This is a genomic window from Leifsonia sp. NPDC058230 (assembly GCF_042882245.1).
GTDB lineage: Bacteria > Actinomycetota > Actinomycetes > Actinomycetales > Microbacteriaceae > Leifsonia.
In genome coordinates, this window is sequence record NZ_JBHVWM010000002.1 from 615,868 (window position 1) to 637,973 (window position 22,106).

The 22,106-nt window shown below is 65.3% G+C and carries 19 protein-coding genes and 1 tRNA gene; 5 read left to right on the plus strand and 15 right to left on the minus strand.

Going from position 1 to position 22,106, the window contains the following annotated elements; all coding sequences use genetic code 11:
• Positions 1-21: 21 nt before the first annotated feature.
• Positions 22-531 carry a GbsR/MarR family transcriptional regulator gene (locus ACFVV0_RS08570; RefSeq protein WP_387061065.1) on the plus strand — a complete coding sequence of 170 codons (510 nt, stop codon included), beginning with the start codon at positions 22-24 and terminating at the stop codon, positions 529-531.
• Positions 532-607: 76 nt separating this feature from the next.
• Here ACFVV0_RS08570 and ACFVV0_RS08575 read toward each other — a convergent pair whose 3' ends face one another.
• Genes ACFVV0_RS08575 through ACFVV0_RS08595 form a run of 5 tightly spaced genes read right to left on the minus strand, consistent with a single transcriptional unit; the run spans position 608 to position 5,596 of the window.
• On the minus strand, positions 608-1,402 hold the full coding sequence (locus ACFVV0_RS08575; RefSeq protein ID WP_387061068.1) for a hydroxypyruvate isomerase family protein: 795 nt from the start codon (positions 1,400-1,402) through the stop codon (positions 608-610).
• 20 nt (positions 1,403-1,422) lie between these two features.
• A complete protein-coding gene (locus ACFVV0_RS08580) occupies positions 1,423-2,469 on the minus strand; it encodes a zinc-binding alcohol dehydrogenase (RefSeq protein WP_387061071.1) in 1,047 nt (348 codons plus the stop codon).
• On the minus strand, positions 2,466-3,380 hold the full coding sequence (locus tag ACFVV0_RS08585) for a carbohydrate ABC transporter permease (RefSeq protein ID WP_387061074.1): 915 nt from the start codon (positions 3,378-3,380) through the stop codon (positions 2,466-2,468). Before ACFVV0_RS08585 ends, ACFVV0_RS08580 begins: the two co-directional genes overlap by 4 nt.
• Positions 3,377-4,285, minus strand: a complete 909-nt coding sequence (locus ACFVV0_RS08590; protein WP_387061077.1) for a carbohydrate ABC transporter permease — start codon at positions 4,283-4,285, stop codon at positions 3,377-3,379. The genes ACFVV0_RS08585 and ACFVV0_RS08590 overlap by 4 nt, the downstream gene beginning before the upstream one ends.
• Positions 4,286-4,297: 12 nt before the next feature.
• Positions 4,298-5,596 carry an ABC transporter substrate-binding protein gene (locus tag ACFVV0_RS08595; protein ID WP_387061080.1) on the minus strand — a complete coding sequence of 433 codons (1,299 nt, stop codon included), beginning with the start codon at positions 5,594-5,596 and terminating at the stop codon, positions 4,298-4,300.
• A 141-nt stretch (positions 5,597-5,737) separates the two neighbouring features.
• On the opposite strand from ACFVV0_RS08595, the gene ACFVV0_RS08600 reads away from it, so the two are divergent.
• Positions 5,738-6,361, plus strand: a complete 624-nt coding sequence (locus ACFVV0_RS08600) for a TetR/AcrR family transcriptional regulator (protein WP_387061082.1) — start codon at positions 5,738-5,740, stop codon at positions 6,359-6,361.
• Here ACFVV0_RS08600 and ACFVV0_RS08605 read toward each other — a convergent pair.
• Positions 6,342-6,953: a TetR/AcrR family transcriptional regulator gene (locus ACFVV0_RS08605; protein ID WP_387061084.1), complete on the minus strand. Its 612-nt coding sequence runs from the start codon at positions 6,951-6,953 to the stop codon at positions 6,342-6,344. The two genes, ACFVV0_RS08600 and ACFVV0_RS08605, sit on opposite strands and share 20 nt — an antisense overlap.
• A gap of 61 nt (positions 6,954-7,014) precedes the next feature.
• On the opposite strand from ACFVV0_RS08605, the gene ACFVV0_RS08610 reads away from it, so the two are divergent.
• Entirely contained in the window at positions 7,015-7,782 is a 768-nt protein-coding gene (locus tag ACFVV0_RS08610) for an SDR family NAD(P)-dependent oxidoreductase (RefSeq protein ID WP_387061088.1), read from the plus strand.
• Between the two features lie 89 nt (positions 7,783-7,871).
• On the opposite strand, the gene ACFVV0_RS08615 is transcribed toward ACFVV0_RS08610, so the two are convergent.
• Positions 7,872-8,084, minus strand: coding sequence for a hypothetical protein (locus ACFVV0_RS08615; protein ID WP_387061091.1), 213 nt, complete (start codon positions 8,082-8,084; stop codon positions 7,872-7,874).
• Positions 8,085-8,286: 202 nt separating this feature from the next.
• On the opposite strand from ACFVV0_RS08615, the gene ACFVV0_RS08620 reads away from it, so the two are divergent.
• Positions 8,287-12,480, plus strand: a complete 4,194-nt coding sequence (locus tag ACFVV0_RS08620) for a BTAD domain-containing putative transcriptional regulator (RefSeq protein ID WP_387061094.1) — start codon at positions 8,287-8,289, stop codon at positions 12,478-12,480.
• 235 nt (positions 12,481-12,715) lie between these two features.
• Here the strand turns inward: ACFVV0_RS08620 and ACFVV0_RS08625 are convergent, their stop codons facing one another.
• The 4 genes from ACFVV0_RS08625 to ACFVV0_RS08640 all read right to left on the minus strand — a co-directional run bounded on the left by ACFVV0_RS08625 (position 12,716) and on the right by ACFVV0_RS08640 (position 15,861).
• A complete protein-coding gene (locus tag ACFVV0_RS08625) occupies positions 12,716-13,243 on the minus strand; it encodes a hypothetical protein (RefSeq protein WP_387061097.1) in 528 nt (175 codons plus the stop codon).
• Positions 13,244-14,013: 770 nt separating this feature from the next.
• Positions 14,014-14,532 carry a barstar family protein gene (locus ACFVV0_RS08630; RefSeq protein WP_387061100.1) on the minus strand — a complete coding sequence of 173 codons (519 nt, stop codon included), beginning with the start codon at positions 14,530-14,532 and terminating at the stop codon, positions 14,014-14,016.
• A gap of 672 nt (positions 14,533-15,204) precedes the next feature.
• Entirely contained in the window at positions 15,205-15,534 is a 330-nt protein-coding gene (locus tag ACFVV0_RS08635) for a HEPN domain-containing protein (RefSeq protein WP_387061783.1), read from the minus strand.
• A 33-nt stretch (positions 15,535-15,567) separates the two neighbouring features.
• Positions 15,568-15,861, minus strand: a complete 294-nt coding sequence (locus tag ACFVV0_RS08640) for a hypothetical protein (RefSeq protein ID WP_387061103.1) — start codon at positions 15,859-15,861, stop codon at positions 15,568-15,570.
• Between the two features lie 308 nt (positions 15,862-16,169).
• Between ACFVV0_RS08640 and ACFVV0_RS08645 the strand changes: the two genes are divergently transcribed.
• Entirely contained in the window at positions 16,170-17,444 is a 1,275-nt protein-coding gene (locus ACFVV0_RS08645) for a hypothetical protein (protein ID WP_387061106.1), read from the plus strand.
• 555 nt (positions 17,445-17,999) lie between these two features.
• Here the strand turns inward: ACFVV0_RS08645 and ACFVV0_RS08650 are convergent.
• From ACFVV0_RS08650 to ACFVV0_RS08665, 4 genes are all read right to left on the minus strand, one after another.
• Positions 18,000-18,076 (minus strand) — tRNA-Pro (locus ACFVV0_RS08650).
• A gap of 74 nt (positions 18,077-18,150) precedes the next feature.
• A complete protein-coding gene (locus ACFVV0_RS08655) occupies positions 18,151-20,079 on the minus strand; it encodes a cellulase family glycosylhydrolase (RefSeq protein ID WP_387061109.1) in 1,929 nt (642 codons plus the stop codon).
• Between the two features lie 48 nt (positions 20,080-20,127).
• Complete coding sequence (locus ACFVV0_RS08660; protein WP_387061112.1) at positions 20,128-20,967, minus strand: carbohydrate ABC transporter permease; 840 nt, start codon at positions 20,965-20,967, stop codon at positions 20,128-20,130.
• Complete coding sequence (locus ACFVV0_RS08665; RefSeq protein ID WP_387061115.1) at positions 20,960-21,952, minus strand: carbohydrate ABC transporter permease; 993 nt, start codon at positions 21,950-21,952, stop codon at positions 20,960-20,962. The genes ACFVV0_RS08660 and ACFVV0_RS08665 overlap by 8 nt, the downstream gene beginning before the upstream one ends.
• Positions 21,953-22,106 lie beyond the last annotated feature (154 nt).

A 22,106-nucleotide genomic window follows, 5' to 3' on the forward strand; every position in this document is an offset into this window, starting at 1 on the left:
GAAATCGTATAGAATTGCGACATGTCTGACGGGCTTGAGAAATCGTCGATCGGCCCCGCCTCAGCGGCCCAGCTGGAGTTCGTGCAACGCTTCGCGAGCGCGATGATCCAGGGGGGCGCGCCTCCGATGGCGTCCCGTGTGATGGCATCCCTGCTCGCGAGCGACTCCGGCGTCATGAGCTCGGCGGAGCTCTCCCAATCCCTCCAAGTGAGTCAGTCCGGCATTTCCGGCGCCGTGCGCTTTCTCATCCAGCTCGGGTTCGTTCGTCGCGAGCGCCTGCCGGGGTCTCGAATGGACCAGTTCCGCATCCGCGAGAACGTGTGGCATACCGTGCTCGACCAGCGCAACAGCTCGCTCGACGAATGGCGCACGAGCGCCCAACACGGTGTCGAACTTTTCGGCGCCGACAGTTCAGCGGGCAGACGCCTGAGCGAAGCGGTCGAGTTCTTCGACTTCATTCAGCAGGACATGCGGGGAATTCTCGAGCGCTGGGACGAACATCGCCGCGCCCGGGAGCACGCCGAGAACTGACCGACGACGGGGCTTGCCGCAGCACCGCGACGAGAATGGGCCGTGTCGCAGGCACGGTAGTGGCCCAGCCTTCTGATCAGATCGACCGCCCGCGACTGTCGACTCGACCTGCGATCTCCTCGACGGCCGCAAGAGACGCTACGGTCTCCGTCGTCGGGGTGTATTCCATGCCGAACCAGTCGGTGTAACCCAACTCCCGGAGGATGCCGAGCTGCCGCTCCCAGTCGATGGTGCCCGTGCCTGGCTCATGTCGTCCTGGGACGTCCGCGACCTGCACGTGACCGATGAGTGCAGTGTCGCCGCCGACCACCTCAGCGAGATCCTCGTCCATCATCAGGGCGTGGTATGCGTCGAGGAGCAGCTTGACGTGCGGCGAGCCGATCTCTCGGACGATGTCGAGGCCTTCGCGGGTAGAGGAGAGATACGTTCCGACGTGATCGACGCGTGTGTTCAGGGGTTCCAGCAAAAGCGTGACGTCGCTGCCCTCAAGGATCGCTGCCGCTGCCGCGAGCGTGTCGACGACTGCCTTATGCTGCGCCGAGCGCTCGATTCCGTCGATCTCATCACCGGCGACGGCCACCAGGAACGGCGCGTGGAGGCGCTGCGCGACGGCGAGCGAGTCGCGTACTCCCTCAAGGTATTGGACCCTTGTTGTGGGATCCGTGAGGTCGAGCTTCGGGTCGACGATCAGCGACAGCAGAGTGACGCCGGTGTCATTGAGAGCCTTCTCGATGGCGTCGAGGTCTTTGTCGCGCCATCCCCAGATCTCGACGGCGGTGAGCCCGTGGTTTGCGGCCGCACGGATGCGATCGGCGGTGCTGTCTCCGGCTTCAGTGAAGAGCCACTCCATGTTGGCGGCGATGGATTTCATACGTCAGATCTCCTGCTGGTTCAGTCGGTGTAGGTGAGGACGAATTGGACGAGGTCGTTCGGACGTGAGTCGACGATGCGGTAGGCCTCCGCCGCTTCCTCGATGGGGCGCTCGTGGGTGATGAGCGGTTCGAGATCGAGCTCTCCCATGAGGCTCGAGACGACTTCTTGGCGTCGTTTGAGCGACCACAGCGGGCCGAGGTCGGGGCTGAGACCGCCGACCTGGGAGGAGATGATCCGCGGCCGGTTGTGGTGGAATTCCCCCACCAGGCTGAGGTTCTCGAAGCTGCCGCCGTACCAGGACATGGCGATCACTGTGCCGTTGTAGCCGGCGATGCGGATCGCTTCGTTGAGAGCGGCACTGGCGCCCGATACCTCGATGACGATGTCGGCGCCGCGATTGTTCGTCAGCGCACGGACCTCCCGCGCGACGTGATCTCCGGGTTCGAGGGTGACTTCCGCGCCGAAGCGCTCGGCCAGTGCCCGGCGCTCGGCCACGCCGTCGACCCCGATCACGCGTACGCCGAGCCGTCGGAGGAGTTGCACCTGAATCAGGCCGATGACACCGAGACCGGAGACGACGACCACGTCGCCGAGGTTCGGGTGGGCGTCGAGGACGCCGTTGTACGCCGTATTGAGGTTGGCATTGAGCACGCCGATCCGCGGGTCGTCGAGCGGCGGCAGCACGATGACGGACGCTGCGGGCACGACCGCGGCCGACGAGTGCGACGTATAGGTGTAGACCAGGTCGCCCACGCTGACCTCGATCACCTCGGCACCGGCCTCGACAATACGGCTGACTGCCGCGTATCCGTACGCCATCGGGTAAGTCCACTCGGGTTCGTCCGTCGGTTCGAACAGGCCGTTGTCCGGATCGCGCCGGGTGCGCCAGAGGGCCGCGGAGCCGCGGTAGACGTTCATCTCCGTGCCGGCGCTGATGCCCGAGTACAGCGTCTGGAGCAGCACATCCGTCGCGCCGATTGCCGGAAGCTCCTCGTCGAACACCTCCAAGCTGCGAGGAGCGACGAGGGTCGCCGTGCGGGCGGTGCGTGTGGTTGTGGATGTCATTCTTTGACTCCTCCGGTTCCGAGGTTGGAGACGAAGCTCCGCTGGATGAACATGAACAAGATCGCGACCGGCAACGAGATGACGACGCCGAACGCCATCACCACACCGAGGTCGACACCGTAGAGCTGGAACAGCGACTGCATCGCCAATGGCAACGTCTTGTTGCTTTCCGTTGTGATGAGGCTGAGCGCGACCACGTATTCACCCCAGGAGAGGATGAACGAGAACGCCGTCACCGCCGCGAGCGCCGGGCGGAGCAGCGGCAGGACGATGCGGAACAGCGCCCCGATCCGGCTGCAGCCGTCGACGATCGCTGCCTCTTCCAAGGCGACAGGGATGTCGGAGAGGTAGTTGCGCAGCAGCAGCACGGCGATCGGGATTCCGAGGGTCAGGTGTGCGATGGTGACGCCCACCAGAGAGTCGGCGAGGCCCATCTGGCGGAACGCGACGACGAGCGGCACGAGAACGACGAGCCCGGGAACGAGCTGGCCGGCGAGCAGGAGGCCCCCAGCGAATCCTTTGCCCCGGAATCCGAACCTGCTGAGCCCGTAGGCAGCGAGGGTCGAGACAACGGTGACGATGACGGCGCTGATGGCGGCGACGACGGCACTGTTGAGGAACGCCTGCGGCACGATCCCCAGCTGGAACAGGTGGACGAAGTTGTCGAACGACACGCGCGTCGGGAACGGATTGCCCGACCGGATGTCGAGATTCGGTCGCAACGACGCCACGTACATCCAGATGATGGGGGCGAGGAAGATGACGGCAGCGGCGATCTGCGCCGTCGCGACCAGCGTCGTCTTCCTGTTCCGACGCCCCTTCAGCAACCGTGCCCGCTGCCCGAGAGTCTCACTGCGGTCGGTGGTTTCGGGGCCTTCCGGAGCCGGGGCTGCACGTGTGATGACGGTCATCGAGTCCTCCTCGAGGTCGCCCGGAGCACAGGCACGAGCAACACGAGCGCGAGCAGCAGCATGAGCGTGCCGAGCGCGGCCGCCTGTCCTGGGCTGGCCTGTGTGAAGAACGTCTGGAAGAGCTGGATCCCAAGGATGGTCGAGCTGGTGCCAGGACCGCCCTGAGTCAAGATCCACACGAGATCGAAGCTGTAGAACGCCTGCACGCCGAGGACCACACACATCGCGCCCAGGGTCGGGCGCATCAACGGAAGGGTGATCGCACGGAAGTTCTTCCACCATCCTGCGCCGTCGATCGATCCGGCCTCGTACAGCTCATCCGGGATGCTCTTCAGCGTCGCCAGCAGCGCGATGGTGAGGAAGGGCACACCCTTCCACCCGCTGATCAGCGTTATCGACCACAACGCCGTCGCCGGGTTGGCCAGAGGCGTGGAAGCGCCCACCAGGCCGAGCGACTGCATGATCGCGTGCAGCGGTCCGCTCTGACCGTCATAGAGGAACAGCCACGCGTACGAGAGGACGACGAAGGGAGTGATCCAGGGAATCATGATGGCCCCGGTCACCGCTCCGGTCACCGGTGTGCGGATGTTCAGCAGGAGTGCCAGCGGCACCGCGATCACGACCTCGACGACCAGAGTTCCCAGGGTCCATTCGATGGTGCGGACAAGGTTGGCCCAGAAATTCGGGTCGGTGAGGATGACCTTGTATGCGGTCACCCCCTCGAGCGTGGGGGTGAGGGATGAGCTCAAAGACCAGTTGGTGAAGGACAGGTACAGCCCATAGAGCAGGGGTGCGATCGTGAGCAGCCCGACGACGATCATCGCCGGGGTGACGTAGTACCAGGGGTTGGCCCCGCCGGTCGACCGGCGGGACCTTCCCTTGTTGGCGCGGAGAGCGAGGGACATGCGCTTCTTTCGCTACTTGGCGAGGATGTTGTCGATGTCGGTGCACAACTGTTTGGTTGCGTCGTTCACATTCAGCGCGCCTGTTGCGACCTGCTGCACGGCCGTCTGGATCGACGCGGTCTCGATCTCACCCATCTTCGGGCTGGGGCCGGCAGGGTACTGATACGGGTACGCCTTGCTCAGCTGGGTGGCGAACTGGTCGTACGGTGCCTCGGTCCACGGTGACTTCTCCGCCAGGGACTTGCGCCCGGGCAGGATGCCGCTGGTCTGGGCGATCTTCGAGAGCGCGCCGTCGGGACTGGTGGCGTAGTGGATCCACTTCGCCGCCGCATCCTTCGCCTTCGACGTGTTCCACATCACGAGCGGCCAGCCTCCGAGGAATCCGAACTGCCCTTTCGGGCCGGCCGGGATCGCGGCGACGCCGATGTTCTTGAACAGGTCGGGATTCGCCGTCTTGATCGCGTTGTAGCGGCTCGGGCCGTCGATCAGCATGCCGGCCTTGCCGTTGGAGAAGAGGTTGGCGAGGTCATCGCTGGTCTGGTTGGCCGCATCCGGTGAGGTCAGTCCATCCTTGGCGATGCCGGTGTACCAGGTGAGCGCATCCTTGAACTCCGTCGTGTTGAGGCCGCATTTGCCGTCGTCGGTGAACAGGGATGCGCCGTAGCTCAGGTACACGGACATGAACGTCTGCACGGTCACGTACTGCTTGCTCATCGGTGCGCTCCACGGCACCGACACGACCGACTTCAGTGCCTTGGCGTCCTTCTCGACCTCGTCCCAGGTGGTGGGCGGAGTGTTCGGGTCGAGACCCGCCTTCTCGAAGAAGTCCTTGTTGAAGTAGAGCATGCGGGTCTCGTCAGCGACCGGCGAGCCGTAGAGCTTGCCCTTGTACGTGTAGTACGAGAGGTCCCCGTCGTACATGTCCTTCTTCACGTCGGTGCCCTCTTGCTTGGACCAGTCGGCGATGTAGGAGTCGAGTGGCGCTAGAGAGCCGTTCGCCGCGTACTGGGCGACGACATCGTTACCCAGCATCGAGACATCGGGCAATGCGCCCGACGCCAGGGCGGTGGTGATCTTCTGCTGCTGATCGGCCCACGGCACGATCTGCATGTCGACGGTGATCGTCGGGTTCTTCGCCTCGAAGTCTTTGATCGCCGCCTTGTACGCGTCGATCGATGCCTGGGCAGTATCGAACTGCCAGAAAGTGACCTTCTGCTTGTCTGAGCTGGAACCGCCGCCCGAACAGGCGACCAGGGATGCGCTCAACGCCAAGACGCTCGCTGCGGCGACGATGGTGCGGCCGAGTTTCACGGGGTTTCTCCTTCACTTCGTTGTGCGGGATGCCTGGGGAGGTTGGGCTGTGCTGGCACCCTCGGTGAAAATTAAACATAGAATAGCTTTCAATAAAATGCAATGAAAAGGTTTTAAACCCTGATGGGATATAGTGATCGCATGGTGGCGACATACGAACGTGGCCCGTACGCGAAAGGGCGGGAGAGGCGTGAGGCCATCCTGAAGGCCACCCTCGACGTCTTCTCCCAGTCGGGCTACCGGGGCGCGTCCCTTCGGGCGATCGCGCGCGAACTCGATATCAGCCCGGCTTTGCTCCAGCACTACTTCTCCACCCGGGAGGAGCTCCTCATGGACGTCGTCGCGGCATGGGATGACGAGAACGACCGGCGCTCCGAGGGGCTCACCTTCCTGGCGCACTGGCTTGTCAACATCAAGCACAATACGGAGATCCCCGGCCTCATCCGCCTCTACACCGCACTTGCGATCGAGGCCACCGACCCGGACCACGCAGCTCGGGACTACATCAAACGCCGATATGACAACCTGACGTCCCAGATCGTCGACGACATCAAGCGCCAGAAGTCCGTCGGCCTGTGCCCCGAAGACGTCGCCCCCGAGAGAGTCGCCCGCCTACTGATTGCGGCCTGCGAGGGCCTGCAGATTCGTTGGCTGCACACACCCGACTTCGACATGTACGAGGAGTTCGTCGGACTCCTCCGGGACTTCCGGCTCACCCCACCAGTGGAGGAAGCAGAGCTCGCCCTCAGCCGCGCGGTGGTCTGAGCGCCTGGTGTGGCGCGCGCATGCTGTCGAACAGCACGTCGAGCGCCGCCTCCAGATGCTCGGTGGTCCCGGTCGACCACATGACCACGACCCCGCCCTGGATGCCGGCCAGGAGCGCGGCCGCGAGCCGGTCGGCCGACCGGTCGGTCCGCATCCGGCCGGCGTCCTGCATCGCCCGGATGCCTGCTGCGAGGTGACCCTGCCACCGCGACAGCAGTGCCCGGGTGACATCGCCGGCTCCGGGGGTGGTGCCGAGCTGGGCGACGAGCGAGTTCAGCGGGCAGTGCGCCCCCTGCGCGCGGTAGCGCGCGACGAGGACCTCCCGCCAGCGCTGCCACGCCACCCACGACGTGAGTTCGCCGAGATAGGGCTGCTGGTCGGAGAGGACACGATCGGCTTCGTGGCGCATGACCTCCAGGAGGAGCTCGTCCTTCCCGCCGGGAAAGTAGTGGAACAGCTGCCCCTTGCTCGTGCGTGTGGCCGCGCGCACGTCGTCGAGGGTCATCGCGGAGAACTCGATCTCGCGCAGATAGGCTGCCGCACCCTCGATGATCCGCGCGCGGGTCGCCGCGCCCTTCCGTGTGAATGCCACTCGGTGAGCCTATTCGAATTTGGACTTGCCGGTCCAGAAATGGATCCGTAGAGTCGCCGCCATGACGCACAGACTGAATGGCAGAACGGCGCTCGTGACGGGCTCCACCAGCAACATCGGCCGGGCAATCGCGACCGCGCTCGCCGCCGAGGGGGCGCACGTGATCGTGTCCGGGCGCGACGCGGGCAGGGGCGAGGAGGTCGTCCGGGAGATCCGGGAGTCCGGCGGACGGGCGGACTTCGCGCAGGCCGAGCTCGACGGTTCGCCCGAGCAGAGCCGGGAGCTGGCGGAGCGGGCACTCACCCTGCTCGGCGGGCGACTCGACATCCTCGTCAATAACGCGGGCGTCTACCCGCCGCACACGACCCTGTCGGCGGACGGCGACCTCTTCGACCGGATATTCGGCGTCAATGTGAAGGCGCCCTTCTTCCTCATGCAGGCGGTCACGCCGTCCATGATCGCCGCCGGCGGCGGCGCCGTGATCAACCTCGGCTCATGGATCACCACGCGGGGCGTTGCGTCCAGCCCGCTGTACAGCGCGTCGAAGGGAGCGGTCGAGACGCTCACGCGCGCGTGGGCGGCCGAATTCGGCGCCAGGGGTGTACGTGTGAACGCGATCTCGCCTGGCGTGATCCGACCGCCGGAGATCGGTCCCGACGCGGTGTTCCCCGGCGAGGTGCTGATGGCCGGATCGCCTGCCGGTGCAGCGGGGCATCCGGACGCGATCGCCGCCGCAGCCGTCTATCTCGCCTCCGACGACGCCGCGTTCGTGCACGGCACGGTGCTCGACGTCGACGGCGGCCGTCTCAGCGTTCACGCCGCCGCCTAACGACTCCTGATCAGGACATCGTCTGGGCAGACATGCCCGGTGCCGTGGTCAAGCGGCACTTTCGTTCCGGGTGCCCTTACGCGAATGCCTCACAGGTGCGCCACGGGACGGTGGCCGTGGTGGGTTCGGCCGAAAACCGCCCACCACGCGACGCTCAGCTTGCGCCGTGCGTCGACGACCGGCCGGCCGGACGATACGGTCGCGCTCCGGTCGGCCTGCGAGCGACGCAGTTCGTTCTCGCGCGCCAGGGTCGCCGCGCGGCCGGAGTCAATGCGGAAGGCGACGAACGTGTCGTAGTTCATGATCTTTCCTTTCTGCAAGCAGAACCGCAGTGCCAGGTCGGAGATACGGACCACGGGTGCGGCCGGCGATGTGACTGCGAGGTGTGCATGCGTCCACCATCACGTGACGCGGTACTCGATCCCTCTTCGGCTGGTACTCGTCCGATACTCGCCGGCGGCGACGAGCCTTGACGGCCTTCCGGATCGCGCCCACACTGGCGTCATGACCGTGAAGGTACTCGGTCCATTGGATACCGGGACCGAGCACACCCTGAGTCCGCGAGAGCGCGTCGTGCTCTCCGCACTGATCGTGCTGGCGGGTCGTACCGTCGGCACCGGCGAACTCGCCGAGGCGTACTGGGGGGCGGACCTCCCACGCACGTGGACGCAGCAAGTCAAGACATCGGTTGCGCGAATCCGTGCCGACCTCGGACACGGCGCGGTAATCACCCGAGGCTCGGAGTACACCCTCGGCCTCGACCCTGCGACGATCGACGCGTTCGAATTCGAACGCCTGGTCTCCGGCGCCCGCAACCACGCGATCCACGACGAGAACGACAGGGCGGTGGCCGCGTACCGGCGGGCGCTCGCGATGTGGCGCGGCGCACCGTACCCCGAGCTGGCCGACTGGGAACCGGCTGCCGTCGAGGCCGAGAGGCTGGTCGAGATCCGCCGCAGTATCGAGGAGGAGCTGCTCGAGTCCAGGCTCGCGGAGGGCGAGGACAGCGCCGTCGTCGCCGACGCGGAGCGGCTGGTGCGCGAGTCACCGCTGCGCGAGAACCGCTGGGCGATCCTCGCGATCGCCAACTACCGCGCCGGCCGGCAAGCCGAGGCGCTGTCGAGCATCCGGACTGCGCGGGCGCGACTCGCGGACGACCTCGGCATCGACATCGGTGATCAACTGCGCGCGCTCGAATCGTCGATGCTGCAGCATGATCCGGCGCTGGCGCCGACCAAGCCCCTGCATCGCGTGAGCGACACCTGCCCCTACCGCGGCCTCCAGCCCTTCTCGCCAGCCGACACGGAGGACTTCTTCGGACGAGATGCCGACATCGATGCCATACGCGAACGCGTGCGCGAGGGATCGCTCACCGTCGTCGTAGGCGCCTCCGGATCGGGCAAGTCCTCGCTCGTGCTGGCCGGGGTGCTGCCGCGCATCGCCGACGGACGACGCATCGCGGTGATCACGGCGGGTCGGGATGCCGCGATCGATCTGCGCGCTCGGATCGACCTGAGCGGACCCGCCGATATCGTGGTCGTCGATCAAGCCGAAGCGGTACTCCAGCTACCCGAGCGCGAACGCGATGAACTGTGCAGGATCGTCGCAGAGGTGCTCGCCGGCGGGTCGACCGTGCTCATGACGCTGCGCAGCGACTTCCTCGACCGCGCGACGGGTCTGCCCTACATAGGCGCTCTGATCGGCCGTGGCGTGTATGCCATCGGACCGCTCGATGCCGGCGGTCTGCGTGAGGCGATCGAGCGCCCGGCCGCCCGCGCCGGCCTGCGGCTGGAGCCGGGGCTGGTCGAGTTGATCGTGCGTGATGCCGCTGACCGGCGCACCACCCTCCCCCACGTCTCACACGCCTTGGAGGAGACCTGGGTCCGACGTGAAGGAGCGACCCTCACGGTGGCCGGGTACGAGGCATCCGGTGGCATCACGGGCGCCATCGCCCAGTCGGCCGAGACGCTGTACCGCTCCCTCGACGCCCGCAACGCCAGCGCATGCCGCTCGCTCATGCTTCGCCTCGTGCACCGCGGCGCCGATGGCGCGTCCGTGCGACGCACCGCCTTGCTCGCGCCCCTCGTCGCCGACCCGGCGTGGCGTGGGGTACTCAACCGCCTCGTGGCCGCCCGCCTGCTCACGACCGACGGCGACGAGGTCACGATCGCTCACGAGGCGCTCGCGACGGCGTGGCCGCGCCTGGACCAATGGCTGGAAGAGGATGCCGAGGGCGCTCGCCTCGTGGCGACGGTCGCCACCGCGGCCGAACTGTGGAACGGTTCGGGTCGGCGGGACGATGACCTCTTACGCGGTGCCCGGCTGCAGGCAGCGCTGGACTGGCGAGACGGGTCCGAGCCGGATCTCACCACGGTGGAACGGGAATTCCTCGACGCGTCCGCTGAACGGGAGCGAGACGAGATCCGCGAGCTTGCGGGGCGCGCTGCTCGCGACAAGCGCAACAACCGCCGGCTGCGTTGGGCGATGGCGGGTGCAGGCGTGCTGCTGGTCGCAGCGATACTCGGCGCCGGACTTGCCGGGGTGCGAGGCGGAGAGGCGCAGCGTGCTGCAGAGGACGCTCGCATCGAGGCGCTCGTGGCGACGTCCCTCTCACTGCTTGACAACGACCGGGAGACGGCAGCTTTGCTCGCGGCGGAGACGTACCGGCGCTGGCCCGACGATGCCCGGGTGCGCTCGGCGCTCTGGGGGGTCATGACGAGCACGGCCGGTCTCGTCGACACGCACCATGACGAGGGTGCGTTCTACCCCTCGATGGACATGCTCCCAGGCACGGGGACGGCGCTGCGCGTCTCGACCGGCCAGGACCGCTCGGATCAGCCCGCCGTCGAGCTCGTCGATGTCGCCACGGGCGACGTCCTCCGAACTTTCGATCTCGGTCTCCCTGACACGGCGCCGGGCTGGAGCCGCTCCGTCGAGGTGGATGCCGACGGATCCATCGCGGCGATCCAATCGCCCGTCTACCCGGATCCCTTGAACACCGAAGAGTGCTGCTGGACCCACCTCACGTTCTTGGATCTCACGACCGGCGAGCCGCTGCCCAGCACGGGGCCCGTTCGCTCGCAGATGTCGGGGACCATGACCTTCGACGCTGCGGGGCGGACTCTGTACGTCGCGCAACCGGTCACCGCAGACATCATCGCGGTCGACACGACAACGGGCGAGGTGCGCTCGAGCGCTGCGATCTTCGATGACCATCCGAAAGGGATCGAAAACTTCTCCGGTGTGACGCTCCTTGACGACCGCCTTGTCGCTGTCGGTGCGGGCGACCATCTCCGCCTGTACGATCGCGCGACGCTCTCGCTGATCCGAACCATCCCGCTCGAGGGGGACGTATCGAGTATGGATGTCATCACCGACGGCCAGGGAGGCATCGTGTCGACGGGATGGGACGGCACGGTGCGCGTCCTCCTCGCCACGGGCGAAACCCTCTGGCGACGGTTTCCAGATCCGACGCGAAATTGCTACTCCCTGCACCTCGCAACGGACACGACCATGGCGTGCGGGTCATACGAAGGAGTTGCACTCGTCGATCTTGCGACAGGCGAAACGAGGAGGGGACAGGCCGCGCTCCAGCTGAATCAATTTCCGACGTTTGAAACGATCGATGACGAATCCCTTCTCGTGGCCGTGGACGAACCTCCGACCTGGATGCGCTGGCGGATCGACGGCGGTGGCACCGGCTCGGACGTCGTCGCGAAGGGACGCGAACTCATGGACGGCCCGGAAAAGGGAGGATCGCTCGTCGTGACCCAGCCCGTCGGCGGTGGCGGGCGCATGCAACTGTGGGACCTGGAGCGCGACGCCCCGGTCGGCGAGGAGGAGGATCTGATCGTTCCGCTCGGCTCCGGTGTCGTGGCGAAGTACCCCCACTATGACTCGGAGAAGCAGTCGGGCGAGCCGCGGCTGGAGCGCCAGTCGACGGGCGAGGATATTTCGCTTCGTATCCCCGGGTTGCCGAGATCCTTCAACGTGCTGCCTGGCGGATGGGGCCCTCCCGCCTTCGCCTGGTGGCCGGACGGCATCGTCGGCTTCGACCCGTCCACGGGTAAGCCTCTGGGGCCTGTCATGACGGTGCCGGACGTTCAGTTCGGTGTCCTCTCGGCGAGCGAGACACCCGACTCGGCACTCGCCGTGGTCACGTGGTCGGCCGACCCGGGTCACTCGGAGACCGGTGTCTTCGATATCTCGACCGGACAACTCCTCGTGCGCGGCCTCTATGACCTCGATTCAAGCCACGCGCTCGACGGCGATCAGTTGATCGGTGTCGCGCCGGACTATGCGCGCCGCTATGACATCCACACACTCGAGCCGATCTCGGCCCTCGCCCGAGCGATCGGCGGTGGTCAGGCCACGTCAATCAGCGCCGATGGCCGAACCCTCCTCGACGTCGGCTTCAACAACGCACTCACGCTGTACGACCTGACGGCGGACATTGCGCTCGCCACTCCACTCGACAGCGATGCCCCGGCGGTGCGCCTGCGAGGTGGATACCTCACGGCCGACGGCGAGACCCTGCTCGAGGCGCTCCCCGACGGTATCCGCGTCTGGGACCTGCGCCTGGCTGAGCAGGCGTCACAGGCGTGCGCGCTGGCGGGGCGCGAACTGACGGAGGAGGAGTGGTCGACATACTTCCCCGGCGAGAAGCGCATAGCCACGTGCGCCGCGCTCACGCCCTGACCTGAAATTGGCACAACCCGTACAGCCTGGATCTCGAGGTGAAGGGCGGAGTCCACGTCGACGGTCGTCCGCGGGGCTGGCAGCTCAGCGATCTCGGCGTGGAGCTTCACCATGAGACCGCCGACGAGCGTCCACGAGCTGTGTGGGAGCAGGCGTGCTAACTCAAAGGCCGATGGCCAGGGCGGCTCTTCCCATGTGCTGGACCGTGCATCGACGGCGATCAGCTGGCGGTCGTTCAAACTGCTTTCCGAGCTGCCGCGATCCAGTGGGCTGCAGCTGAGCATTCTCGTGAATCGCCGTAGGTGTATAGAGCGAGAGCTTCGAGGACCTGGCGATGGTCCTCGTCTCCTTCAACGACCACGATGTCGCCGGAGTCGTCCAAGCCTAGGCGCGCCCTTCTGGCAACACGGCTCGCGTCTTTGGCTACGAGAACACCGAGTCCACCTCCACCCGATAGGCCGAGCTCACTGGCCGACACAGGGATGAATCGGCTCTTGACCTCGCTGCTGGAAGCGCGTCGGAGCGATACCCGGTCGCGCAGGATCTGCCCAGCGAGCGCGCCAATCTCGGAGCTTCGGATGCGCTGCTTCAGCCGACTGCGCTCGGTGCTACTCAGCTCGCTGGTCTTGCCGGTGGCGAGCAGATCAAGAGCGGCCTTCTGCACCGCGTCAGTCCAGTCGCGACCCCGGTGGGTTGTGCGCTCGAGCGCCTGGACCTGGCGCTGCGAGAATGCGTGCGCGATGCCGTGCTTGGTGGCAACCATGCGCCCACTGGCCGCAGCGCGCCTCACCTGCCGGGCGGAGACGCCCAGCTCTGCCGCAGCTTGAGACGTGGAGAGAGGCATACAGATATGGTCCCATCTCGGACTATATCTGTCAACGTCGGGCCCACTCCTCGTGTTCCGAGGTTTGGACACCACCTCCCCGTCCATGAGGGCACGGCTGCCCTCGTGACTTCTGGATCTGCGCTCATCGCCGGTGTTACCGGTGGTTGCGCGCGACGAAGAGATGCCGAAGAAGCGCTTCAGAAAACCCAAATAGATGGGCTTTTGATGGGGTGATCAAATCTCTTAACCTCGAAAGTCCCGGAAACCCATGAGTTTCCGGGACATTACGTCGGGCTGCGCCCGGCGCGCTCCCCCAAACGCCGCCTCACGCTTCGCGTTCATTCGACGCCCGGGGCCCCTCGCGGCGGGGACCCCAATAGTCAGCAGCGAGTGACGACAAAGAAGAGAGGGCGGCGGCTCCAATGCGAGCCGCCGCCCTCTCTTCTTTGTCGTTACGTGGGCTGTTTACGGAACCCTCCAGGGCGCGGATCGCGGGCCAGTGCTTCTTGCCTTTTCCTCCGCACGCCTTCCGATTTTCCTCCAAGGCCGTGCCACCAGCACGCGGAGGCTGGTCCTCCCGCGACCGCCTGCCTAGCCTGGCTGGCGCCACCCTCGGGCGAATCCAACCAACTTCCCGTTGATCGCACCGAGTTCGCGCAAGAGAAGGAAAATATGCGAAATTTTACTGATCGGAGTGACTTGACTTCCTACTCCGGACCTGCGTCTCCCTCGGTAAGTAGCTGGTCAATCGGCACTGGGTTCGCTCCGGCAAATCGCCAGCGCGAGAGCGGGTCTTGACCTACGTCCCTACCCGTGTGAAGAACTGCGCCGAAGACTGCGGAAGCCATCGGCTTGCCCCACACATCCCAGCGGGTCATTTCCTCCCGCCAGGTCTCCGCGGCGTCGCGAATCAGCTTCACGAGGAGGCGAAGCTCCGACGGCTCCTCTGAATCAAGGACAAACTCGGGGTAATCAATACACAGCAGGTAACCGACCGGCGAAGGCGACCACTCGAAGTCAGTCAGCAGGTCGAACAGTGCTGCATAGTTCTTGCCGAAATACAACGGAAACTGACACGCAGCTGCAGTCTCGTTGAAGAGTTCTACCCACGTTCGCATATTGCGTCCGTCAAGTCTGGGCGCGACAAATCCGCGCCCGACGAGCTGGTATCGAGTTGTCTCGAGCCGCCCGCCGGAAGAAGCATACGTGTCAGAAGAGGTTAGCAATTGTGTACCGTGTTATCTGATCTGGTGAAGGTCTTGTCGTATTCATTCGCATACCACGCAGAGCCGTCGATACCGGTGACAATAGTCACTGAATGAGCTGCCGGGCGAAAACGTGTTGATGAGTCCTACTTTGCGGGAACCGACGCCACGTGACTGTCCACTTGCTGCCTGCCTCGCCCGGCGCGAATGTAAGCCGCCGCATGGGCATGAAAGTCTCGCCCTCATTTGGGCCAAGCTCCACCGGCCACGGCGCGGTCCCATCGAACCCGCCACCCGCGGGCGGCACTAACGTGACGTCGTGGGCTAGGTAGGGCAACCGAGACGTCAGGACCCATGCGTCATTCTGAAAGTGGGCAAGTTCCCAGTCTCGGCGGAGGTGCCGGTCGCGGTGCGCCGTCCGCCTCGCCCGTATGGACCCGTACACACCGGTAGCCGCACCCACAATCGCCGTCACGGGAACCCACCACTCCGTCGCCATATCGCTCACGGTACCGAGTGCGTACGACAAGCCAGGCGAAATGAAGCACGATAATCATCTACGCGGCGCCCCCGGCGGCCAAGTGCTTTCGCCGTGCTCGGCGACGTTACCCAGGCTAGGAGGCGTGGGGGGTGCCTCCCCCTCCCCCCTGCCCTCGCAGCCCGAACGGGCATAGGGGTTCTTTGCTTCTGTGCTCATGCGTCCAAGCTCGCGAGTGTGCTCCGGGTGGACGCGACGAATGAGAACAACTCAGCGTCGTAAGCTCGCGCGAGGCGCTCCGTGAAGTCGCGGTAGTCACGCACGTTCGCCAGCGCGAGCCGATCCGGACGACCCCCGTGCGCGATGTCGCCGCGGAGCGTGACAAGCCGGTCGAGTTTCGCCTTGATCGTTCGATTAGTGGCGTTTTTCCAGCCACAGTGCTCCAGTGTTCTCCATCCGAGAATCGTCCAAGTCCACGTAGATACAGTCTTGGGACTCGCGGTGTTGACCCCGAAAGACTGTGGGTCGTCAGGGTCACCATGCATCGTGTGGTCCACCAGCTTGACCAGCTGTTTGCGTCATCCATCGTCCGCAAGCGCCCACGAGTCATCGGTCTCCGCTCTCACCCACGCGACGGTCGCACCCGGGAGGTCTCCTCTGTCCCCCTCAGCAAGCGTCTGCGCGGCCTCGACGAGGCTGTCCTCGAAGTACACCTCCCACGCGCCGTACGTGAGCACGACGCACGACCTGAGCAAGGGTCCCTCGTCGGTCGCGGGTCTGCCCGCCAGCGGCGACCCTGACTTGGGATGGTGCGCAATCAGATTGTCAACGTCGCCGATCAGGCGCTCGAAGTGCACTAGAGCCTTGCTCATTTTCACAACCTAGCGCGGGCACGTGATGGTGTCTTGTCCCCGGACGGGTACCAATGTCCCATCTGACTAGTGCTGGAGGGTGGTGCGGCCTCCCAGTACCCGAATCCTCGCAGCCCCAGCGCGAGCGCGACACCAAGCGCCGCCAGCGCGACGCCGCGGTCGTCGCGGACGACGGCGTCCTTGACGACTCCGACCTAGTCGGCTCGCATAGCCCGAGAAGTGCGACTCTTTGCGGACATTGGACGGCGTAAGCACCGCGCCGACCACTAGTCGAAACCATCGCCTAGTACACCCCTATGATTTCTGCCGTGGCAACCTTCAACGATCATCCTCATCCACGCATCATTTTCAATGTCCCGGATGACGTTTATGCGTCGGTGGAGTCAATGGCCGGATGGGCGGTTCGCCAGGAAATGGGCGTGCGTGTGCATATGCCCGAGTTCGACCTTGCGCTCGTCCAAGCAGGAGACCCGACCTCGTACCACCAGGCCAGCCACGTCATGTCAATTGGTTCGACTTCGGCGTTCGGAATCGACCGCTCCTTCACGACAGCGGCATCGCAAATCAATGTGGAGGATCCGCTCGGCCTAGGGCTGGACAAGCTTGCCGCCGAGACGATCGTTCCCTACATACCGACCGGCGCAAGGCAGACATGGCAGCATTCCGAGTATCAGGTCGACGGCCATAGGTCCTTTAAAACCAACGAGTCGACTGGCGACCTGGGCGGAAAAATCACGCCATTCGTGTCCGTTGGCACCGAAAAGTACCCGTATGCCTGGATCACCAGGCGGCACCCGGGGCAGTGGATCTTGGTCCTGCCACCCGAGACTAGAGATATCCCCCGCTGGCTCGCGTTCTTCATACGCCACTTACATTCCGAGGACCCTGAGGCGTTTCCAGTCGCCGCACCTTGGACCGAGCGAGATGAATGGAGTTCCATGGCTGCATCGGCGGCGGCGGATGCACTTGAATCCCATGTCAACCGGGCAGCCCTCCAGATCGCGGACCTCCGCACTGAAGAGACTCGTTTGGCCGAGGCCCTCGAAGCCGCCCGAAAATCCGACGAGGTGACCGTGAGGCGGTTGATTACGGCCGACGGAGACGACTTGGTGGACGCAGTGGCAAATGCACTTCAGACCATTGGCTTCACTGCCGTTGACATGGACCCAACACACGTGGACGCAATTGGGGCTCGACTAGAGGACCTGCGAGTCCATGTTCCCGGCGACGAATCTTGGGTCGCGCTAGCGGAAGTCAAGGGTTACACGGGCGGCGCGCGAGTCAACGACGTAAGTCAAATCACACGGCGCCCGGTCGTCAACTTCGTCAAAGAGACTGGCGCAGAGCCCTCGACTGTTTGGCACATCGTCAACGTCGAACGGAAAAGTGATCCCGGCACGAGACGACCAGTAATTCCGAACGACATCGACCTTGAGCCACTAACCGCACAGGGTGGCGCTCTCATCGATACCCGCGACCTCTTCCGTGCGGTGCGCGCTATCGAACAAGGTGCCGCCTCGGCAGCGACAGTGCGCGCTAGCCTCATTGCCTCGAAGACTCGTTGGGTGCCCCCTCTCGCATAGCAGGCGCCTTCCCCCCACGCTCGATGCGCCCCATTGTCGCGCATCAAAAGGCCCCACCCGGACAACGCGCCGTGGTGGGGCCTTTTCGTCGTTCAACGGCGCTACAGTGGCCGCGGGAGCACCAAGCATCTAACCCATGCTTGGTGCCTTCTCATTTCTGCGGTGTCCATCCTCGAACACTCGATCCGTCCGAGAACCACGTCACCCGGCTCCCGTCCGGCTCCGCGAACGCAGCCCACGTGATGCCCTCGCCGTCTAGCTCGTCGATTCCAGATTGCACCATCATTGGTTGCTCCTCTCGTGCGGCTGTCTGCCTTGTCGAGGTCGACCTTAACGTCGCTAGGTCGATGGCGACGACCCTGGGTCTATCCCCAAAACGGCCGCTAGGTCGACGCGCGTGAGTCGGCTCACGCACCTCGCAGCCTCGGCGCCGGGTCGATTTGGGACGTGTCGCCCTATCACGCGGTTGGCGTACGCGTTGGCGTACAGGCCGTGTAAACGCCTCAGGGGCATTCTTCGGAAGTTCTGAAAAATGCCCCTGATCGGCTTTTCATATGGTCGGGCTGACAGGATTTGAACCTGCGACCCCTTGACCCCCAGTCAAGTGCGCTACCAAGCTGCGCCACAGCCCGAAGTTGCTTTCAGAGTGGAGTCCGAAAGCAACTTGACCATACTACCGTGTCCGAACGGGAGCTCACGCCACGGACTATTCGTAGACGAGCTCGCGCACCTCGACGCCGTAGGCGTCCAGCGTGACCGACGACACCGCATCCCCCGCCAACGTCTGCAGCACCCCGGCGACCACGGGCGAGACCGTCACCGGCTCCGGATGCTGAGACACGAAGAACACGAAGCGGCGGCCGTCGACGTGCACCAGGGAGTCGGTGAACACCATCGGGTCGTCCACGACCACGTCCCGCTCGAGGTCCGCGACGACGGCGAGGGCGTCGTAAAGGCGCCAGGTCTCCTCCGGGTTCACCCGCGGCAACGCTGAGGTGAAGTACTCGAAGGGGTACGTCGAGAGCACGGCGCGACCCGGACCGTGGGACTGCGAGACCAGCACGGGCCGGTCGTGCGCATCCACGGCCAGTACGGTACCCGTGGTGACGGTGACGGGCAGGAACGACCGGGAGTGCTCGTTGCCGGCGACCGTGAACCGCAGGGTGGCTCCGGCTTCGAGGGAGCCGAACGGTTCCACGAACCGCACCACGACCTCGTCGTCGAGCACCGGCTCGACCAGGCCGTACGCCGACTCCCGCTGCACGCCGAAGAGCTCCTCGGTGTACGCCCACCACGGCCCGCGCTGCACGCCGACGTCGCCCGCGCAGTACGAGGCGTAGACGGTCGCGCCTTCCTCGGCGAGCGAGCGCAGCTGCAGCCAGGTCGGGCCGCACAGCTGCTTCACCGACGGCAGCAGGTAGAGCCCGTAGCCGGCCGGGATCCCGCCGTCCTCGGCCTCCCGCACGACGGCGACCGGCACGTGCGCTTCATGCGCGGCCACGTAGGCCTGCTCCCCCGCCGCGACGATCAGTGCGCGCTCGGCTTCCTGCGTGAAGGGGTAGTCCGCCGCGAGATGCGAGGGCACGACGAGTGCCGCATCCACCGGGGTCCGCGTGACCGAAGCCACATCGATGGCCGCGAGGTCCGAGGCGAAGCGAGCCAGTTCGAGCAGCGGCGGCTTGGGCGCACCGGTCGAGTCGGTGATCCCGAAATGCATCTCGAACGGATGGTGCGAATACGGCCGCTGCGCGACGAGGTCGTCGTAGTCGGTGTTGTTCCACGCGATCCAGCCGGTGGCGCCGGCGAGCAGCGTGTTGTAGAGCAGCTGGCGGTAGTACGAGGCGGCGCCCGACGGCGAGACGAAGTCGCTCGTCACGCCGAACTCCTCCATGATGACCGGCAGACCGACCATGCCGCACAGCTCGGCGATGTACGCCGCCTTGAGGTGCTGGCGGATCTGGTCGGACTCCATCCGGTACACGTGCGGCCCGACGAAATCCGTGAAGGCGGCGAGGTCGACGGACGAGAATCCGTTGTCGTGCCCGGTGGTCTCGATCCCCCACGCGCCGTCGCCGACGGAGACCGGCTGCGTTCCGCCGCCTGCTCGTACCGCATCCACCAGCAGGGAGGCCCACGCAGCCACCAGCGGTCGCGGCGCCTCTCCCCCGTAGATCGGCACCTCGTTCGTGAGCAACCACCCCGCCACCGCCGGATGCTCCGCGAAACGGGCCGTGAGCTCGCGCACGTACCACGCCTGGCGGCCGACGAACCAGACGTCGCTGTACAGGTCGCGCCCGTTTCGCCACACCGGATCCCAGTTCTCCCCCGACATGTGCCCGACCAGGAACGTCGGCACCGTCGTCATCCCGACCTCGCTGTGAGCATCCAGGAAATCGTGGAAGTTCCGGATGCACTGCTCGTCGAGCGTGTCCGGCGTCGGATGGAAGTCGGGCCAGTAGAAGAACGAGCGCGTCATGGTGAGGCCGTGGTCGGCGAGCACCTGAAGCTCCTGCCGCACGACCACGGGGTCGTAGCGCGTCCACATGAGCGGCCCGCCGCTTCGCGACCAGAAGTTGGCGCCCAGCCAGATGGCCGGTGCTCCCTCGACGGTGAGCAGGGGGGAATGGCGTTCCATGATGCCTTTCGAACAGAACGGGAGAAGATCGAACAGAGGGAGAGCGCGCTACTTCACAGCGCCCGCCGTCAGTCCGGCGACGAACGACCGCTGCAGCAGCAGGAACGCCACGACGACCGGGATGCTCACCACGAGCGATGCCGCCATGATCTGGTTCCAGTACACGTTGGTCTGGGTCGAATACAGTTGCAGGCCGACGGCCAGGGTCCTGTTCTCGTCTGTCGTCATCACGGATGCGAACAGCACCTCACCCCAACTGGTCATGAAGGAGTAGATGGCGACGGCGATCAGTCCCGGCTTGGCGGCGGGCAGCACGACGTGCCACAGGGCTCCCATCGGGCCGCTGCCGTCCACCATTGCCGCCTCGTCGAGGTCGCGCGGGATGCCGTCGAAGTAGCCGGCGAGCATCCAGATCGAGAACGGCAGGGCGAAGGTCAGGTAGGTGATGACCAGGCCGAACCGGGTGCCCACCAGCTGGATGCCGAGCGTCTGGTTGATGTTCACGAAGATCAGGAACAGCGGGAGCAGGAACAGCACGCCAGGGAACATCTGGGTCGACAGCACGGTGGTGCTGAAGACCGTGCGGCCACGGAACCGGTAGCGCGAGATCGCGTACGCGGCGAAGATCGCGATGATCAGGCTCACGATCGTCGCCGAGCCCGCCACGATGAGCGAGTTCACGAAGTACGACGCGAGCGGCACCGTCGACCACATGTCGATGTACGGCTGGAAGGTGATGTGCTCGGGCCACCAGGTGAAGGCGCCCTGAACATCCGGAAGCGACTTCACCGACGACGTGATCATGACGTAGACCGGCACGACGGTGAAGATCGTCAGAATGAACAGAACGACCCAGCGGAAGGTCTTGGACGAGGCAGTTTCACGCACGACGCGACCTCCGGTTGATGACCAGCAGGTAGATGCCGGTGACGATGAGCAGGAAGATCAGCAGCAGCACGCTCATGGCGGCGCCGGAGCCGAAGTTCCAGGTGAGGAAGGAGGCGTTGTAGATGTGGAACGAGATGAGGTCGCCGGCCGCCGGCTGCGCATTGCCGAACAACACGAATGGTGTGTTGAAGTCGTTGAACGTCCATAAGAACATCACCAGCAGCAGCACCGTGTTGACCGGGCGCAGCATCGGCAGCGTGATCGCGTGCCAGGTGCGGAACGGCTTGGCGCCGTCGACCGCCGAGGCCTCGTAAACCTCCTCGGGGATGCTCTGGAGCCCGGCCATCAGCATGAGGAAGGCGAACGGCCAGAGCCGCCAGATCGCGACGATGACGATCGACCAGAAGGCGTTGCCGCCGATCAGCCAGAACGGCTTGTCGCCCGGCAGGTTCAGGTTGTCGAAGAGGAAGTGGTTGACCGCTCCCGTGTCCTTCTGCAGCATGAACTTCCACGCGATGATTCCGGCGTACATCGGGAGCGCGTACGGCACGAGGAACAGGGTGCGGAAGAGCCCGCGGCCCGCGAACTTGCGCTGCAGGGCGACGCCCGCGGCCATCCCGAGCCCCCACGAGATGCCGACGACCAGGATCGTGAAGCCGACCGTCACGGTGAACGACTGCAGGAGACCGGCGCCGATGGAGCTGTTGAAGTCGAGGGCGACCGTGTAGTTCTTGAGGCCGACGAAGGGGGCCTCGGCCCAGTTGGCGATGAAGAACTTCGTCAGCTGGAGGAAGCTGATCCAGATGCCCGTGAGCATCGGGATGACATGGATGAAGATCTCGAAGATGATGGCCGGCGCCAGCAGCACCAGCGGTATCCACCACCCTTGCTTGCGCTTGCGCTTCTTGGGCGGGGTGGTCGCCGCCGCGCGTTCGGTGGCGATCGGAGCGCTGAGGGAGCCTCCGGCTGATGTCGTCGTCGACATGTGGATCCTAAACCTCGGGGATTTGTCTGGTTGTGCCGGGGGCGGGGGGGGGGGGGGGGGGGGGGGGGGGGGGCCCCCCCCCCCCCCCGGCGGCGGGGCCGGGACACAACGCAAAGAAAACAAAGCGGATAAGGGCGAACAAACCCCCCGGGTG

Coding starts and splice junctions, on each gene's coding strand:
- ACFVV0_RS08620 (WP_387061094.1), top strand. CDS start 8,287: ATGACCGTGAAGGTACTCGGTCCATTGGATACCGGGACCGAGCACACC.
- ACFVV0_RS08635 (WP_387061783.1), bottom strand. CDS start 15,534: ATGCATGGTGACCCTGACGACCCACAGTCTTTCGGGGTCAACACCGCG.
- ACFVV0_RS08600 (WP_387061082.1), top strand. CDS start 5,738: ATGGTGGCGACATACGAACGTGGCCCGTACGCGAAAGGGCGGGAGAGG.
- ACFVV0_RS08570 (WP_387061065.1), top strand. CDS start 22: ATGTCTGACGGGCTTGAGAAATCGTCGATCGGCCCCGCCTCAGCGGCC.
- ACFVV0_RS08590 (WP_387061077.1), bottom strand. CDS start 4,285: ATGTCCCTCGCTCTCCGCGCCAACAAGGGAAGGTCCCGCCGGTCGACC.
- ACFVV0_RS08585 (WP_387061074.1), bottom strand. CDS start 3,380: ATGACCGTCATCACACGTGCAGCCCCGGCTCCGGAAGGCCCCGAAACC.
- ACFVV0_RS08625 (WP_387061097.1), bottom strand. CDS start 13,243: ATGGTTGCCACCAAGCACGGCATCGCGCACGCATTCTCGCAGCGCCAG.
- ACFVV0_RS08610 (WP_387061088.1), top strand. CDS start 7,015: ATGACGCACAGACTGAATGGCAGAACGGCGCTCGTGACGGGCTCCACC.
- ACFVV0_RS08665 (WP_387061115.1), bottom strand. CDS start 21,952: ATGTCGACGACGACATCAGCCGGAGGCTCCCTCAGCGCTCCGATCGCC.
- ACFVV0_RS08655 (WP_387061109.1), bottom strand. CDS start 20,079: ATGGAACGCCATTCCCCCCTGCTCACCGTCGAGGGAGCACCGGCCATC.
- ACFVV0_RS08580 (WP_387061071.1), bottom strand. CDS start 2,469: ATGACATCCACAACCACACGCACCGCCCGCACGGCGACCCTCGTCGCT.
- ACFVV0_RS08575 (WP_387061068.1), bottom strand. CDS start 1,402: ATGAAATCCATCGCCGCCAACATGGAGTGGCTCTTCACTGAAGCCGGA.
- ACFVV0_RS08640 (WP_387061103.1), bottom strand. CDS start 15,861: ATGAGCAAGGCTCTAGTGCACTTCGAGCGCCTGATCGGCGACGTTGAC.
- ACFVV0_RS08615 (WP_387061091.1), bottom strand. CDS start 8,084: ATGAACTACGACACGTTCGTCGCCTTCCGCATTGACTCCGGCCGCGCG.